Genomic DNA, 14,379 nt, shown 5'->3' on the forward strand with positions numbered 1-14,379 from the left:
CCGCTGGCGGGCGTCGCATCGGCGGTAGGTTGCCGACCATGAATCTCGGCGTGATCGGTCTGGGCACCATGGGCGCGCCGATGGCCGGGCACCTGCTCTCCGCCCGACGCGATGATGACCGACTGCTCGTGACGGCGCGACGCCCCGACTCGGCGGCCGAACTCCTCGAGGCGGGCGCGGACTGGGCGGCGACGCCCGCGGCCCTCGCCGCCGAGTGCGCCGTCATCGTCACCGTGCTGCCGGACCTGCCCGAGCTGCGGGAGGTGCTGGAAGGTCCGGACGGCCTGCTCGCCGGGCGCACCGGTGACCTGTTGCTCGTGGTCTGCTCGACCTCGTCGCCCGACGGCGTCCGCGCACTGGCCGGTGCGCTCACCGAGCGTACGGGTGGCGCCGTGCGGGTGGTCGACGCGCCCGTGAGCGGCGGCAAGGAGGGCGCCGCCGCCGGGACGCTGTCGATCCTCGTCGGCGGCGCGGAGGAGGACGCGGCGACCGTCCTGGACCTGCTCGCCCCGTGCGGGCGCGCCGTCCACCTCGGCCCGCTCGGCTCGGGCCAGGTGGCCAAGGCGTGCAACCAGTTGATCGTCGCGGCCACGACGGTGGCTCTCGCGGAGACCGCGGTGATCGCCGAACGCTCCGGCCTGGACCTGGCAGCGCTGTTCGACGTCCTCGGCAGTGGCTACGCCGGCAGCAGGCTCCTGGAGGTGAAGGGCCCGAGGTTCGTCGCCCACGACCACGAACCTGCGAGCGCAGCGCGTCTGATGATCAAGGACCTCGACTTCGCACTGGCGCAGGCACGGCTGACCGGCGGCCCGACCGAGCACGTGCAGTTCCTGCAGGAGGTGTTCGCCGGCGTCGTGACCGCCGGACTGGGCCACTTGGACTCGTCTGTGGTGCAGCGCTACCTCGAGGAGCGGTCCGCCTCGTGAGCGGGATCCTCATCGCGTTGGGCACGATGACGGTGATCGCCGTCATCGGCTGGATCCTCGGCACCACCAAGGTCCTCGGTCCGAACGCGCAGCTCGTGCTGGCGAAGCTCGTGTTCACGGTGGCGACGCCGTCGCTGCTGCTCACCACGATCGCCGAGACGGACCTGGGCCTGCTGTTCACCTCCAGCGCGCTGACCACGGTCCTGGCCACGCTGATGGTTGCGGGCGGCGCGGGCGTGATCTTCAGGTTCGTGCTGCACCGCAGCACCGGGGAGGCGACGGTGGGTGCGTTGTCGAGCTCCTACCTGAACGCCGGCAACCTCGGCCTGCCGCTCGCCGTGTACGTGCTCGGCACCGCCGTGCCGGTGGTGCCGGTGCTCCTGGTGCAGCTGCTCGTGCTGGCGCCGGTGGCGTTCGCGATCCTGGACACCCGGCCCGCGGGCAGCGCCTCCCGCCGCCAGCTCATCCTGCGCCCGCTGACGAACCCGGTCACCATCGCCGCCGGCCTCGGCATCGTGCTCGCGGTGCTGCCGTGGTCGCCTCCCGAGTTCGTCCTGGAGCCGTTCCGGCTGGTCGGGGCTGCCGCCGCGCCGCTCGCCCTGATCACGCTCGGGCTCTCCCTGGTCGGGTCGAAGAAGGGCTCCGGCGCGGCCGAGCGGCCGGTCGCCACGCGCGCCCCGCTGGCCGACCTGATCGTGGTGACCGCGCTGCGGGCCGTAGTGCACCCACTGCTCGCCTTCGGGATCGCCGCTGCCCTCTCGCTCAGTCCCGACGAGACCCTCGCGGTGGTCCTGATGGCCTCACTCCCGACGGCGCAGAACGTGTTGGTCTACGCCCTCCAGTACGGGCAGGGGCAAGCGATCGCGCGGGACGCGCAGCTGGTCACCACGGTGCTGTCGCTACCGGTCATGATCGTGGTCGTCGCCCTGATGCACTGACGTAGGCGGCGAGCAGGTCCCGGGCGGAGTTCTCCCAGTCCAGGCCGAGGGCGCGCTCCCGTCCGGCCCGCCCGAGGGCGCCGGCGAGCCCTGGCTCGGTCAGGATCCGCCCGACCGCGGCGGCCCAGTGGCCCGGGTCCCGGGTGGGCACGAGCAGACCGGTGACGCCGTCGACCACCGCCTCGGCGAGCCCGCCGGCACCCGCGGCGGCCACGACCGGCACGCCGGAGGCGGAGGCCTCGAGGGCCACCAGGCCATAGGTCTCGGAGTGGGACACCACCAGGACGGCGCGTGCGGTGCGCATCAGGGCCGCGAGGTCGGCCCGGTGCTGCGCCCCGGCGAACTGCACGAACGCCTCGACACCGCGGGCCCGGGCCAGGGTGCGCAACTTCTGCGCGTACGCGGCGGTGTCGCTGGCCGCGTCACCGGCGATCACGAGCAGTGGCCGGGGCTCGGGCAGCAGCGCGAGGGTCTCGATGGCCAGGTCTATGCCCTTGAGCGGGTGCAGCCGGCCGGCCACCAGCAGGTGCCCCGGGTCCTGGGACTGCGGACCCGCGTCCTCGTGGTGGCGCAGGTCCGGGTGGAACAGGTTGTTGTCCACGCCGGGTCCGACGATCACCACCCGGCCGGGTTCGCCGCCGAGGTGGGTGGTGACCGTCCGCGCCTCGGCGGCGCTGATCGCGACCACCAGGTCGGACTCGCGCGCGAGCATCGCCTCCCCGGCGAGGCGCCCGGGCGACTCGGGCCGCTCCCCCGCGGACAGCGGGGTGGACTCCGGGGCCGCGATCGAGTGGAAGCTCTGCACGTGCGGTACGCCCAGGACCCGCGCGAGGGGCAGCGCCGCGATCCCGGAGAACCAGTGGTGGGAGTGGATGAGGTCGTAGCGCCCCGGCCGAGCCAGCTGTCCCAACGCGGCACCGAACTCCGCCATGACGTCCTCGTGGGCACCCTTGGGCAGCGGCTCCGGCGGCCCCGCGTCGAGGAACCGCAGGGTCAGGTGCGGGCTCGGCGTCGACTGCTCCGGCTGGCCGGGGTCGGAGCGCCGGGTGATCACGTCGACCCGGTGCCCGAGCGCGGCGAGGGCCTGCGCCTGCTGCCAGACGACGACGTTCATCCCGCCCGCGTCACCGGCACCCGGCTCCGTGGCCGGTGAGGTGTGCAGGCAGACGAGCGCCAACCGCAGAGATGACATCTGCACACGGTAGTGCGCTCCGCGCAGGCGGCGCCTGCGCCGCTGCCGCCACCACGACCCGAGCGATCCGCTAGGCTGCCGAACGTGCTGATGCGTCGCGTGTATCCGAACAGCTCTGGTGTGAGCCGTTCGCCCGCGCGCCTCTGACGTAGTCGGCCGGCCACCCCAGAGTCACAGGTGAGGACCACATGGTCCTCACCTTTCGTCGTCTCTGAGCGAGTGGCTGCACGGGTCCTCGCTCGAGCGCACCATCGAGGAGGACCCACACATGAACCACGGCCAGGACGTGCTCACGCACCTGGGACGGACCACCGACCAGATCTTCGGCCACACCGACCTGATCGATCGACTCGCATCGGGACGGCCGATGCGGATCAAGTTCGGCGTCGACTGCACCGCACCGGACCTGCATCTGGGCCACGCCGTGAACCTCTGGATGATGCGGTACCTGCAGGACCTCGGCCACGTCGTCGTGTTCCTGCTCGGCGACACCACCACCCGGATCGGCGACCCCACCGGCCGCAACCAGACCCGGCCGGTACTCACCCCGGACGAGATCGAGACCAATGCCCAGGCGTTCCTGCGGCAGGTGACCATGGTGCTTCGCGACGACCCGGAGGTGCTCGAGGTCCGCCGCAACTCCGAGTGGTTCGGCGAGATGGCCATCGCCGACCTGGTGAGCGAACTCAGCCTCGTCACCCACGCGCAGCTCATCGCGCGCGACATGTTCAAGGCACGCATCAGCGCGAGTCAGGAGATCGGTGTCCACGAGCTGATCTACCCGGTGCTGCAGGGCTACGACAGCGTCGCACTCGGTTCCGATCTGACGATCGTCGGCTCGGACCAGCTGTTCAACGAGACCGTCGGCCGCGAGCTGCAGGCCAAGCACGGCCAGCGCCCGCAGACGGTCAAAACGAGCACCATCACCCCCGGGCTGGACGGCGGCGCGAAGCAGTCGAAGTCACTGAACAACTACGTCGCCCTGGCGCACTCCCCGTCCGAGAAGTTCGGGCGGCTGATGACGCTTCAGGACGACTTGATCGGCGCCTGGGCGCGCGTCTACACAGACCTGCCGGACGCCGTCGTCGAGGAGCTCGAGAGCCGAGCCCGGCAGGGCGGCGCGGGCAGTCGCGATGCGAAACTCGACCTCGCCGAGGCGATCGTGGCCCGCTACCACGGCTCGGCCGCGTCCGGCCGGGCGCGGACGGAGTTCACGCGCGTGTTCTCCGGCAGCGGACTGCCCGACGACGTCCCGCACCTCACCGTCTCGCCGACCAGCACGGTGCTCGAGATCGTCATCGCTGCCCGACCCCAACTCTCGCGCAACGCCGCCCGCCGACTCATCGCCGACGGCGCCGTGTCCCTCGACTCATCGCCGCTGCGGGACGGCGGCGCGCGGCCCGGGATCTCCACCGGCGCCATCCTGAAGGTCGGCCGCCGGAACTGGTTCGAGGTGGTGAGCACTCCCTGATCGACCGGTGCGTTCAGGCGTTCGCCGCCGCACGTCGGCGGCCGTACTCCGCGAGCGCCGCATCGAGATCCGACTCGGTGAAGGCGGGCCACATCTTCGGCGAGAAGATGATCTCGGCACGGGCGGCCTGCCAGGGGAAGAAGCCCGAGATCCGGCGCTCACCGCTGGTCCGGATGACCAGATCGATGTCCCGCACGGGGCCGCCCGGCATCCGCTCACCGATCGCCTCGACCAGGTCCGCACCGTCCAGATCCGCGGCACCGTCCGCGAGCGCGGCGCGGACGCCCGCGACGATGTCCGCGTGCGGGTCATAGCCGATGGCGAGCGTGAGATGGCCGGCCCGTCCCCGGCTGCCCTCGGCGGCGCGTCGTAGTGCTCGGCGCGCCCCCTCGGACACCAGGGTCAGGTCGCCGGAGATGTGGACCTGCCAGTGCTGCGAGCGTTCGACGGTCGCCGGAAGCACGGACTCGATGAGTTCGAAGAGGTAGCCGACCTCTCCGGCCGAACGCTTTCGGATGTTGTCGGCCGAGAGGACGAACACGCTGACATGGTCGACGCCACGCGCCCGGAGCCAGTCCAGGACCTCGCCGAGGTGGTCGGCGCCCGCCCGGTGTCCGAAGCTCGGGGACAGGCCGGCCGCGCGGGCCCACCGCCGGTTGCCGTCCATCACGATGCCGACATGGCGAGGGCGGACGCGCTCCGGTGTGCCGCCGACCCCGACCTCACGCGGCCGCCACCAGTGCCTGCCCTCGGTCCTCACCACGCCAGTATCGGCCGGGATCACTTGATCTGCGTGCTCGACACCGCGTCGAGGGCTACAGCTCTCGGTGGTGCTCGGTCGTCTCGAACCGCCCATCCGACTCCACGATCACCACTGACATCGCCGTGGTTGCCCAGGATTGATGCATCTCGCCGACCTCCCAGATGGCCATCAGGCCGGCGGACAACGCGACCCGCAGACCATCGGCGCCCGCCACCTGCCCCTCGCCCGCGATCACGGCGAACACCTGCGATTTCGTGGCGCGATGCACGCCGATGGTGCCACCCGGCTCGACGGTGGCGACGTGCACGGACGTCTCGGTCGCGCCGACCACACGGGGCAGGAAGTCCATCTGCACGCCGGTGCTCTCGAAGGCCTCGATGGTGCGCCGTGGCAGTTCGAACCGACGCACGTCAGCGCTCGGCAGTCAGGGTCATCTCGCGAGCGAGGGCATAGCGCTCGCGCAGGCCGGGTGTGGCCCCGTCCTCGGCGCCGTAGGTCTTCTCCCCGGCGAGCGGCCACTGCGGGGCGTCGTCCTCACCCAGGAGCACCCACGCGGCCTGGCGCGCCGCACCGTCGGCCACATACTCACCGGGCTGGGGCACGGTCACGTCCAGGCCGAGCACGCTCGGGGCGATCCGCCGGACCGCCTCGGACTGGGCGGCGCCGCCGATGAGCACGATCCGCTCCACCTCGGCGTTCTGGCCGCGCAGGGCGTCCAGTCCGTCGGCGAGGCCGCAGAGCAGCCCCTCGACGGCGGCCCGGGCCAGGTGCGCGGGCGTCGTGTTGCCGAGGCGGACGCCGTGTATCGCGCCGGTGGCGTCCGGCTTGTTCGGGGTGCGCTCGCCCTCGAAGTAGGGCACCAGGACCAGGCCGTCCGCCCCTGCCGGGGCGCTCAGCGCGAGCTCGGCGAGCTCACGGTGGGGGCGCCCGAGCAGGACACCCATCGCGTCCAGGACCCGGCTGCCGTTGAGGGTGGCCGTGAGCGGTAGGAACAGGCCCGTGGCATCGGCGAAGCCGGAGACCAGACCGGACGCGTCCGCCGTCGGGGTCTGCGATACGGCACTGACCACGCCGGACGTACCGATCGAGATCGCGACGTCACCCCGGCCCAGCCCGAGGCCGAGTGCGGCGCCGGCATTGTCGCCGGCACCCGCGCCGAGCATCAGGCCGTCCCGGCTGCGGGCCTGCTCGCTGGGGCCGATCACGGCGGGCACGCCGATCCGGCGCCCGAACGCGCGCTCGAGAAGATCGAACCGGTAGGCGTTCCGGGCGGCGTCGAAGTAGCCGGTGCCGGAGGCGTCCGAGCGGTCCGTGGTGAGCCGGCTCAGGCCGTCGGTGCCTGGCCCGTCGCCGGCCAGGCGCCAGGTCAGCCAGTCGTGCGGCAGCGCCACGGCCTCGACCCGGGCGGCATTCTCCGGCTCGTGCTCGGCGAGCCAGCGCAGCTTCGTGATCGTGTAGGAGGCCACCGGCACACTTCCGGTCGCCTCTGCCCAGGCCCGCTCACCGGAGCCGGGCGTGCCGTCGCTCAGTTCGGAGATCAGGTCGAGGGCCGCCTGCGCGCTGCGGGTGTCATTCCACAGCAGCGCAGGACGGACCACCGCACCGTCGGCGTCGAGCGCGACCATGCCGTGCTGCTGACCGCCCACCGAGACCGCCCCGACGTCGTCGAGGCCACCCGCGGCGCCGATCGCCACCTGGAGGGCGTCCCACCAGGCCTCGGGATCCACCTCGGTGCCGGGCGGGTGCGGCGCGGAACCGAAGCGCACCAGCGCCCCGGTCCGCGCGTCCCGGATGACCACCTTGCACGACTGGGTGGAGGAGTCCACCCCGGCCACGAGTTGCTGCGACGTCGACGTCATGGGTCTACACCTAGCCGATGAGGTGCTGGATCGCCAACTGGTTCAACCGCACGAACGCGTACTCACGCTCGCCGGCGGCATCGGCGTCGTAGTCCTCGAACGCGGTCCGGTCGGCGAGCAGGTCCGCCACGCTCTCGCCCTCGCCCAGGGTGCTCTCGGACAACTCGAGCACACCGGACGTCACGAACGCCTCCTGCACGGCCGGGTCAGCCCGGTAGGCCTTGGCCTTCTCGGCCAGCAGCAGGTAGGTCTCCATGTTCGCCCGGGCGGAGTCCCAGACGCCCTCGAGGCCCTCGGTACGAGACGGCTTGTAGTCGTAGTGGCGGGGGCCGTCATAGGTGGGTCCGCCACCCGGGAAGCCGTTCTCGAGCAGGTCCACGGTGAAGAACGCGGAGAGCAGGTCGCCGTGACCGAACACCAGGTCCTGGTCGTACTTGATGGACCGCTGCCCGTTCAGGTCGATGTGGAAGAGCTTGCCGGACCACAGCGCCTGGCCGAGGCCGTGGGTGTAGTTCAGGCCCGCCATCTGCTCGTGTCCGGTCTCGGGGTTCAGGCCCACGATGTCCCCGTGCTCGAGTTCGGCGATGAAGCCCAGCGCGTGGCCCACGGTGGGCAGCAGGATGTCGCCGCGCGGCTCGTTCGGCTTCGGCTCCAGGGCGATCCGGAGGCCGTAGCCCTTCTCCTTGATGTAGGCGGCGACGATGTCGACGCTCTCCCGGTACCGGTTCAGGGCGGCGTTGACGTCCTTGACGCCGTCGTACTCGCTACCCTCGCGCCCACCCCACATCACGAACGTGGACGCACCGAGGGAAGCGGCCAGGTCCACGTTGCGGAGCACCTTCCGCAGCGCGAACCGACGCACGGACCGGTCGTTTGACGTGAACCCGCCGTCCTTGAACACCGGGTGGCTGAACAGGTTCGTGGTGACCATCTCGATCACAAGACCTGCCTCGTCGGTGGTCTTCTTGAAGTCGGTCAGGATCTGCTCGCGGGTGGCGTCGTCGCTGCCGAACGGGACCACGTCGTCGTCGTGGAACGTGATCCCCCAGGCCCCGACCTCGGCCAGCTTCGTCGCGTACTCGCGTGGGTCCAGTGCCGGGCGGGTGGCCTCGCCGAACTGGTCGCGGGCCGTCCAGCCGACCGTCCAGAGGCCGAACGAGAACTTGTCATCAGCAGTGGGCGTGCGCACCATCGCGGGGCTCCTCAGTCAGGGTGAAATTCGGATTTGTTGTGCTGCTGAACTTATCCATCGATTCGGTTAGGGTCAAGGCCATGCGGAGCAACGGTGGACGAGGCGGCGGCGCCGTGCGCCAGGAGACGCTGCGCGAACACAATCTGTCCCTGATCGCCCGGACCGTGATGAGCGCGCCGACCCCGCCGTCACGGGCCGACGTGGCCACGGCGACCGGACTGACCCGGGCCACGGTCTCGCGCCTGGTCACCGAACTGATCGAGGGCGGGCTCGTTGCCGAGGACGCCCCGCTGACGGCCGGGCTCGCCGGGCGCCCGGCCATCCCCCTGCGGCCCGCCCCGGGCGCGGTCGGCGCCCTCGGCCTCGAGGTGAATATCGACTACCTGGGTGCACGGGTCCTCGACCTGTCCGGGACGGTGCTCGGCGAGGCGACGCGCGAGCGGGACCTGCGCGGCTCCGATCCGGCGCAGGTACTGGCCGAACTGGGGACCCTGGGGGCCGAGGCGGTGGCCGCGGCCACGGCCGGCGGCACGAGGCTGGCCGGAACCGGCCTGGCCCTGCCGGGCCTGCTGCGCGACGGCGTGCTGCTGCGGGCACCGAACCTGGGCTGGACCGACGTCACCCCTGCGGACCTGCTCGGCGGCCCGATCCCGGGCGGGCGACTGCACTTGGGCAACGAGGCCCGGTTCGCGGCCGGCGCCGAACTGGCCGCAGGTTCGGGGGGCGACTCGTTCCTGTACCTGTCCGGCAGCGTCGGCATCGGCGCGGCGATCGTGCACGCCGGTGAGTTCTTCGCCGGCGAGCACGGCTGGAGCGGCGAGCTCGGGCACGTCTGCGTGGACCCGACCGGACCCGCGTGCCGGTGCGGCGCGACGGGATGCCTGGAGACCTACGCAGGAACAGCGGCCCTGCTCGGCCGCGCCGGCCTGCCCGAGGACGCCCGCCCGCCGGACCTCGTCGCCGCCCTCGCCGTGGGCGACCCGGCCGCCCGTGCCGCGGTCGCCGCCGCGGCACGCGCCCTGGGCACCGCCGTCGGGGCCTTCATCAACCTCGTCGACGTCTCGGAGGTGGTGCTGGGCAATACGTTCGCCCCGCTGACCGAACACCTCCGGCCCGAGCTCGAGCGGGAGCTCTCCATGCGCGTGCTCGCCGCGCCGTGGGCACCTGCGCAGGTACGCGCGTCGGTCGCGGGCGACCGGCCCGCACTCACCGGTGCGGCTCGCGCCGCACTCGCGACCGTGATCGAGGACCCGAGCGCCTGGCTCGCCTCCACCTGAGTGCCGCCCGGTTCCGGCCTCGACCCGGTGGCGATCCGGGCACGGTCGAGCCGTCAGTCCGCCGGGAGCGGGAACCCGTCGTAGTACACCCTGATCCGGCGCAGTCCCGCTGACCCCTCGCGCAGCTGCGCCTCCCGCCCAGAGCCCACGGAGGTGTGCCGGTCGACGACCTCCTGGACCTCCCGGTTCAGGGCGGCCAGTTCGGGCGCCGTGAGAACGGCGGTAGTGGACTGCTCCAGGGACGCCTCCACCCACTCCTTCGGTGCAGAGTCGTCGGAGAGCCAGGCCTGCAGCGTTGCCGCCTGGTCCTCCACGATCGCCGAACGCAGGAGCGCCTGCACCGGCCCGGCGGCATCGTCGGTGCGCTGCATGCTGAACGAGGCGGCCCGCCACCAGCGTTCCCGCCCCTTGCCGAGGCTGGTGTCCTCCTCGACGAGTCCATGCCGCTCGAGCTGGCGCAGGTGATAGCTGGTCTGGGCGGTGTTCTCGCCGAGCCGCTCGGCGAGGCGGGTGGCCGTGGCCGGACCGCCGTTCGAGAGCACCGAGAACATCCGGAGCCGGAGCGGGTGCGCGAACGCCTTCATCGCCGCGGCGTCCAGCCGTGGCTCATGAGCGAGCTCGTCCATGTCCTTGCCCTCCCGCGCGCACGGCGCTATAGTTCCAGAGATTTCTCTGCATAGATTCCTCTGCATCGCTTTCTCTACTCAGTCTACGAGGAGCACCATCGTGACCGCGTCAGTCGACACCGCACCGAAGCCCTTCGTGCCCCTGGGACGCCGGTTCGTCGCCCTCTTCGCCTCGACCGCCTCCTCCAACCTGGCCGACGGGATCCTGCTGGTGGCCGTGCCGCTGATCGGACTCGGGCTGACCACCTCCCCGCTTCGGATCTCGCTGCTCTCGGCCGCGACCTGGCTGCCCTGGCTGCTGCTCGGTCTGTACGCGGGTGCGCTGATCGATCGCGGTGATCGACGCCGGATCATGCTCGTGGCGATGGCGCTGCGCATGGTGGTGCTCGCCCTCGCGACGGGCGCCGCACTCGCCGATGCGTTGACCATGCCGGTCCTGCTCGGCCTGCTGCTCGTGTTCGGCGCCGCCGAGGTGTTCGCGGACACCGCCGCGGGCACCCTCATCCCGGCGGTGACACCGCGGTCACGCCTGGCCTCCGGTAACGGCCGACTGCTCGGCGTCCAGCAGGTCGCGAACCAGTTCGTGGGCGCGCCGCTGGGCGGCTTCCTGCTCACCGTCGGGCCGGCCTGGGCGTTCGGCGTACCGGGGCTGCTCTGCGGCATCGCGATCGGGTGCATCGGCCTGGGGCTGCGGGGGTCATACCGGGCGGGCGATCATGTGGGCGGGGTCCGCGCGACGCAGCGGGCGCGACGCAGCGGGTCCGAGGATGCGGCGCCCGCCGAGTCGATGGGCGCCCGGATCCGGGAGGGTCTGCGCTACCTGCTCGGTCACCGCGTGCTGCGGCCTCTGGTGATCACCGGGGCCGCGATGAACCTGGCGAACACCGCCTACTTCGCCGTGTTCGTGCTGTGGCTCGTCGGGCCGACCTCGGCCGTCGGCCTCACCGAGCAGATGTACGCGATCCTCATCACGACCGTGGCGATCGGGGCCGTGCTCGGCTCGGTGCTGGCCGAGCACCTGCTCGAACGGGTCAGCGAGACGCGTCTGCTCGCGATCGTCTGGACCGTCAACTCGGCACTGCTCGCCGTCCCGGTCCTGGTGCCGAACGCGTGGGTGATCGGCGCCGCGTTCGTGGTGGTCGGTTTCACCAACATGGTCGGCAACGTGATCACCAGAGCCATGCGCCAGCGCCTGATCCCGGACGCCATGCTCGGGCGGGTCGGCGGGGCGTCGGCCACTCTCATGTACGGCACGATGCCCATCGGCGCCCTGCTCGGCGGCGTGGTCGGGGAGGCGTTCGGGCTGCCGACCGTGTTCCTCGGCACCGTCGCGGTCTGCCTGGTCTTCGTCGCCTATGTGATGGCCCGGGTCACCCCGGCCGTGGTGGCACAGGCCGACGCGGACCGAGCCGCCATGGAGGATGCGGCCGTCGGCACCGGGGGCTGACCAACACCACGCCCGGGTGGCGTGGTCTACTGGCCGCCATGCAGGTTCGCCCAGCCATCCCCGCCGACGTGGAGAGGTCCCGGGACAGGTTCGACGACCTGCTGCCCGACCGATGGCGCCGTGGCAACAACCGGCGTTCCTTCGTCGCGGTCGATCCGGACGGACGCGTGCTCGGCCACTGCCGCGGGATCGATAACGACTTCCACCCCGCCTCGCGTGTGCTCGTGGTCGATCTGCTGCCCGAAGCTCGCGGGCACGGCGTCGACGACGAGTTGCTCCGTGCGCAGGTCGCGGTCTCATCGCTGCCCCTCCATCTGAAACTCACGGAGCCGGATCGGGACCTGCGCGCTCTGGCCGAGCGTCACGGCGGCGTCGCGATCCAGGCGATGCCGCCATGGCGGTACCTCGTGGGTCCCGAGCTGCGGGCGTGGGCGGCCGCGCAACCACCGCCGGAGGGCTCGGTAGGACCGATCCGGAACACCGAGCGTGAGGCGGCACTCGAACTCTTCCTCGAGAACTACACAGCCCAGCACGCGGCATGGTCGCCGGCCGCGCCGATCGACCGGCTCAAGACAGAGTTCGCCGCGGACTTCACCGCCGGTTCGGACAACGCCTTCGATCCGGTGTCCAGTGTGGCGCTGCGGCGGCACGACCGGCTCGCAGCGCAGGCCCTGCTGTACCTGCCCGACCCGGAGGATCCGAGCGGCGGACGCGAGCTCGGACTCCAGTCCCGACCGTACGCCGGCCCCGGCGCCCGAGCCGACCTGGAAGCGTGCCTGGCCGCAGTGATCGGCCGGGCAGCCGACGGTGATGTGCTCCTCATCGACTCCCACCTCACCGAACGCACCGAGTTCCAGATGATGGAGCAGGTACCCGGACCCGCGCCGGGTGGCAGCTGGACCGCCATCGTCGCGATCGGCGTCCCCGGCGGCACGGAACCCATTCCGCTGCCGCGCGACCTCATCCCCGAGGAAGCCGCCTGGATCCGAGGTACAGCCCAGCCGGGCAGCTGACCGTCGCAGTTCGGATTCGAGACCGAGCGTGCGCTTGTGCGGCACATCCGGGCCGTGCGCCGCACAATCGCGCGCTCGCGGCCCAGCACCCCCTGGCGCCTCCCCACGAAGGCCGTGAAAGCGCTTACCCTGGTGCCATGCCCTCGGTCACCCTCAGCGACGTCGCCCGCGAGGCCGGCGTCTCCCTCGCGACCGCTTCGCGCGCCATCAACGGCAGCGCCAACCGCACGGTCCGGCCCGAACTGCGGGAGCGGGTGCTCGCCGCGGCCGCGGCACTGCACTACTCACCGGACGCGAACGCCCAGGCGATGGCACGCGGCCGCACCACCACGATCGGCCTGATCGTGCACGACATCGCGGACCCCTACTTCTCCTCGATCGCCGCCGGCGTCACCGCCGCTGCCGAGCAGGCCGGGCTCATGGTCACCCTCGCGAGCACGGGCCACGACCCGGAGCGCGAGATCGCCTTCATCGAAGTACTCCAGAGCCAGCGGGCGCGGGCGATCGTGATGGCGGGTGGCCGGACCGACGACGAGGCCGTCAACGACCGCCTCCGAGCCGCCCTCGCCGCCTACCGAGCCGGCGGCGGTGCGGTCGCCATGATCGGGCAGCCGCTGTTCGACGTCGACACGGTCGTGATCGAGAACGCCGCCGGGGCCGCGGACCTGGCCGGGGCGCTGCACGGCGCCGGCTACCGCCGGTTCGCGGCCCTCGCCGGCCCGGCCGGCCACCTCACCGCTCGGGACCGGATGGACGGGTTCGCGGCCGGCCTGGCCACCCACGACGCAGCACTGTCCCCCGAGCACATCGTGCGCTCGGCGTTCACCCGCGACGGCGGCTACGAGGGCATGCGCCAACTGCTCGAGTCGGGCGCCGCCGTCGACGTGGTCTTCGCCGTCAACGACGTGATGGCCGTCGGTGCCATGGCCGCCGCGCGCGATGCGGGCGTCGCGGTCGGCACCGGGATCGGGATCGCCGGCTTCGACGACATCGTCACGCTGCGGGACCTGACGCCGTCGCTGACCACGGTGCGGGTGCCGCTGCTCGAGGTCGGGACCGCCGCCACCGAACTGACCCTGGCCGAGCCTGCGCTCGAGCCCCGCATCCAGCAGGTCGCGAGCACCGTGGTCCTGCGCGACTCCACGCCGCCGCGGACCTGATCCCACCCGACTACGGCACGTAGACGCACCGCGACCGGCAGATCGACGGGCGCGCGCACGCGCGCCGCGCCCGTCGACCGCTGGCGGATCAGGCGGGCGGCGTCGGCGTCCCCGGACCCGAATCGGCCTCGGGAGCGGGCGCCGGAGCGGCGGGCGCCTCGACGTCCTCGTCGCCGTCGAAGCGGTCCTTGACGTCCTCGATCACGTCACCGGCCTTCTCCTTGACATCCTCGAAGACGTCCCCGGCCTTCTCCTTCACGTCCTCGAAGACGTCCCCGGCCTTGTCCGCGAGACCTTCGACGGCGGGGCCGACCTTGCTCTTCGCGCCCTCGAGCGCCTCGCTCGCCTTGTCCTTGAAGTCGTTGAACATGTCCGACATCGATTCGTCCTCCGGGTTCGCATCGGTTGCTGCAGTGCGGGCCCAGCATGGCGCGATGGTGCGGTGGCCACAATGGGGAGGCCGACCCAGCACCCTGCCGACGACCATCCGCACCCGCCGCACTCACCCGAAGTGG

At 72.0% G+C, this 14,379-nt stretch carries 14 protein-coding genes; 7 read left to right on the forward strand and 7 right to left on the reverse strand.

Annotated elements, in window-relative coordinates; all coding sequences use genetic code 11:
* Positions 1–38 precede the first annotated feature (38 nt).
* Positions 39–926, forward strand: coding sequence for an NAD(P)-dependent oxidoreductase (locus KCQ71_RS18175; protein ID WP_223408509.1), 888 nt, complete (start codon positions 39–41; stop codon positions 924–926).
* Complete coding sequence (locus KCQ71_RS18180) at positions 923–1,864, forward strand: AEC family transporter (RefSeq protein ID WP_223408511.1); 942 nt, start codon at positions 923–925, stop codon at positions 1,862–1,864. Before KCQ71_RS18175 ends, KCQ71_RS18180 begins: the two co-directional genes overlap by 4 nt.
* Here KCQ71_RS18180 and KCQ71_RS18185 read toward each other — a convergent pair.
* Complete coding sequence (locus KCQ71_RS18185; protein ID WP_223408513.1) at positions 1,833–3,056, reverse strand: glycosyltransferase; 1,224 nt, start codon at positions 3,054–3,056, stop codon at positions 1,833–1,835. The two genes, KCQ71_RS18180 and KCQ71_RS18185, sit on opposite strands and share 32 nt — an antisense overlap.
* A gap of 268 nt (positions 3,057–3,324) precedes the next feature.
* Here KCQ71_RS18185 and tyrS point away from each other — a divergent pair, with 268 nt between their 5' ends.
* Complete coding sequence (gene tyrS, locus KCQ71_RS18190) at positions 3,325–4,527, forward strand: tyrosine--tRNA ligase (protein ID WP_223408515.1); 1,203 nt, start codon at positions 3,325–3,327, stop codon at positions 4,525–4,527.
* A 13-nt stretch (positions 4,528–4,540) separates the two neighbouring features.
* Here tyrS and uppS read toward each other — a convergent pair whose 3' ends face one another.
* Genes uppS through xylA form a run of 4 tightly spaced genes read right to left on the reverse strand, consistent with a single transcriptional unit; the run spans position 4,541 to position 8,341 of the window.
* A complete protein-coding gene (gene uppS, locus KCQ71_RS18195; protein WP_223408517.1) occupies positions 4,541–5,287 on the reverse strand; it encodes a polyprenyl diphosphate synthase in 747 nt (248 codons plus the stop codon).
* A 55-nt stretch (positions 5,288–5,342) separates the two neighbouring features.
* Positions 5,343–5,699 (reverse strand): cupin domain-containing protein, encoded by a 357-nt coding sequence (locus KCQ71_RS18200; protein WP_223408520.1) that lies wholly within the window; start codon positions 5,697–5,699, stop codon positions 5,343–5,345.
* A gap of 1 nt (position 5,700) precedes the next feature.
* On the reverse strand, positions 5,701–7,149 hold the full coding sequence (locus tag KCQ71_RS18205; protein WP_223408522.1) for a xylulokinase: 1,449 nt from the start codon (positions 7,147–7,149) through the stop codon (positions 5,701–5,703).
* Between the two features lie 10 nt (positions 7,150–7,159).
* Positions 7,160–8,341 carry a xylose isomerase gene (gene xylA, locus KCQ71_RS18210; RefSeq protein WP_154792813.1) on the reverse strand — a complete coding sequence of 394 codons (1,182 nt, stop codon included), beginning with the start codon at positions 8,339–8,341 and terminating at the stop codon, positions 7,160–7,162.
* Between the two features lie 80 nt (positions 8,342–8,421).
* Between xylA and KCQ71_RS18215 the strand changes: the two genes are divergently transcribed.
* Positions 8,422–9,618, forward strand: coding sequence for an ROK family transcriptional regulator (locus tag KCQ71_RS18215; protein ID WP_223408524.1), 1,197 nt, complete (start codon positions 8,422–8,424; stop codon positions 9,616–9,618).
* Positions 9,619–9,671: 53 nt separating this feature from the next.
* Here the strand turns inward: KCQ71_RS18215 and KCQ71_RS18220 are convergent, their stop codons facing one another.
* A complete protein-coding gene (locus KCQ71_RS18220) occupies positions 9,672–10,244 on the reverse strand; it encodes an ArsR/SmtB family transcription factor (protein ID WP_223408526.1) in 573 nt (190 codons plus the stop codon).
* A gap of 100 nt (positions 10,245–10,344) precedes the next feature.
* Between KCQ71_RS18220 and KCQ71_RS18225 the strand changes: the two genes are divergently transcribed.
* The 3 genes from KCQ71_RS18225 to KCQ71_RS18235 all read left to right on the forward strand — a co-directional run bounded on the left by KCQ71_RS18225 (position 10,345) and on the right by KCQ71_RS18235 (position 13,864).
* Complete coding sequence (locus KCQ71_RS18225; RefSeq protein WP_223408528.1) at positions 10,345–11,691, forward strand: MFS transporter; 1,347 nt, start codon at positions 10,345–10,347, stop codon at positions 11,689–11,691.
* Positions 11,692–11,729: 38 nt separating this feature from the next.
* Positions 11,730–12,704 carry a GNAT family N-acetyltransferase gene (locus tag KCQ71_RS18230; RefSeq protein WP_223408529.1) on the forward strand — a complete coding sequence of 325 codons (975 nt, stop codon included), beginning with the start codon at positions 11,730–11,732 and terminating at the stop codon, positions 12,702–12,704.
* 137 nt (positions 12,705–12,841) lie between these two features.
* A complete protein-coding gene (locus tag KCQ71_RS18235) occupies positions 12,842–13,864 on the forward strand; it encodes a LacI family DNA-binding transcriptional regulator (protein ID WP_223408530.1) in 1,023 nt (340 codons plus the stop codon).
* 88 nt (positions 13,865–13,952) lie between these two features.
* On the opposite strand, the gene KCQ71_RS18240 is transcribed toward KCQ71_RS18235, so the two are convergent.
* Positions 13,953–14,243, reverse strand: a complete 291-nt coding sequence (locus tag KCQ71_RS18240) for an apolipoprotein A1/A4/E family protein (protein WP_223408531.1) — start codon at positions 14,241–14,243, stop codon at positions 13,953–13,955.
* Between the last annotated feature and the right edge of the window lie 136 nt (positions 14,244–14,379).

Origin of the sequence: Occultella gossypii, assembly GCF_019947135.1 — a bacterium.
Lineage (GTDB): Bacteria > Actinomycetota > Actinomycetes > Actinomycetales > Beutenbergiaceae > Occultella > Occultella gossypii.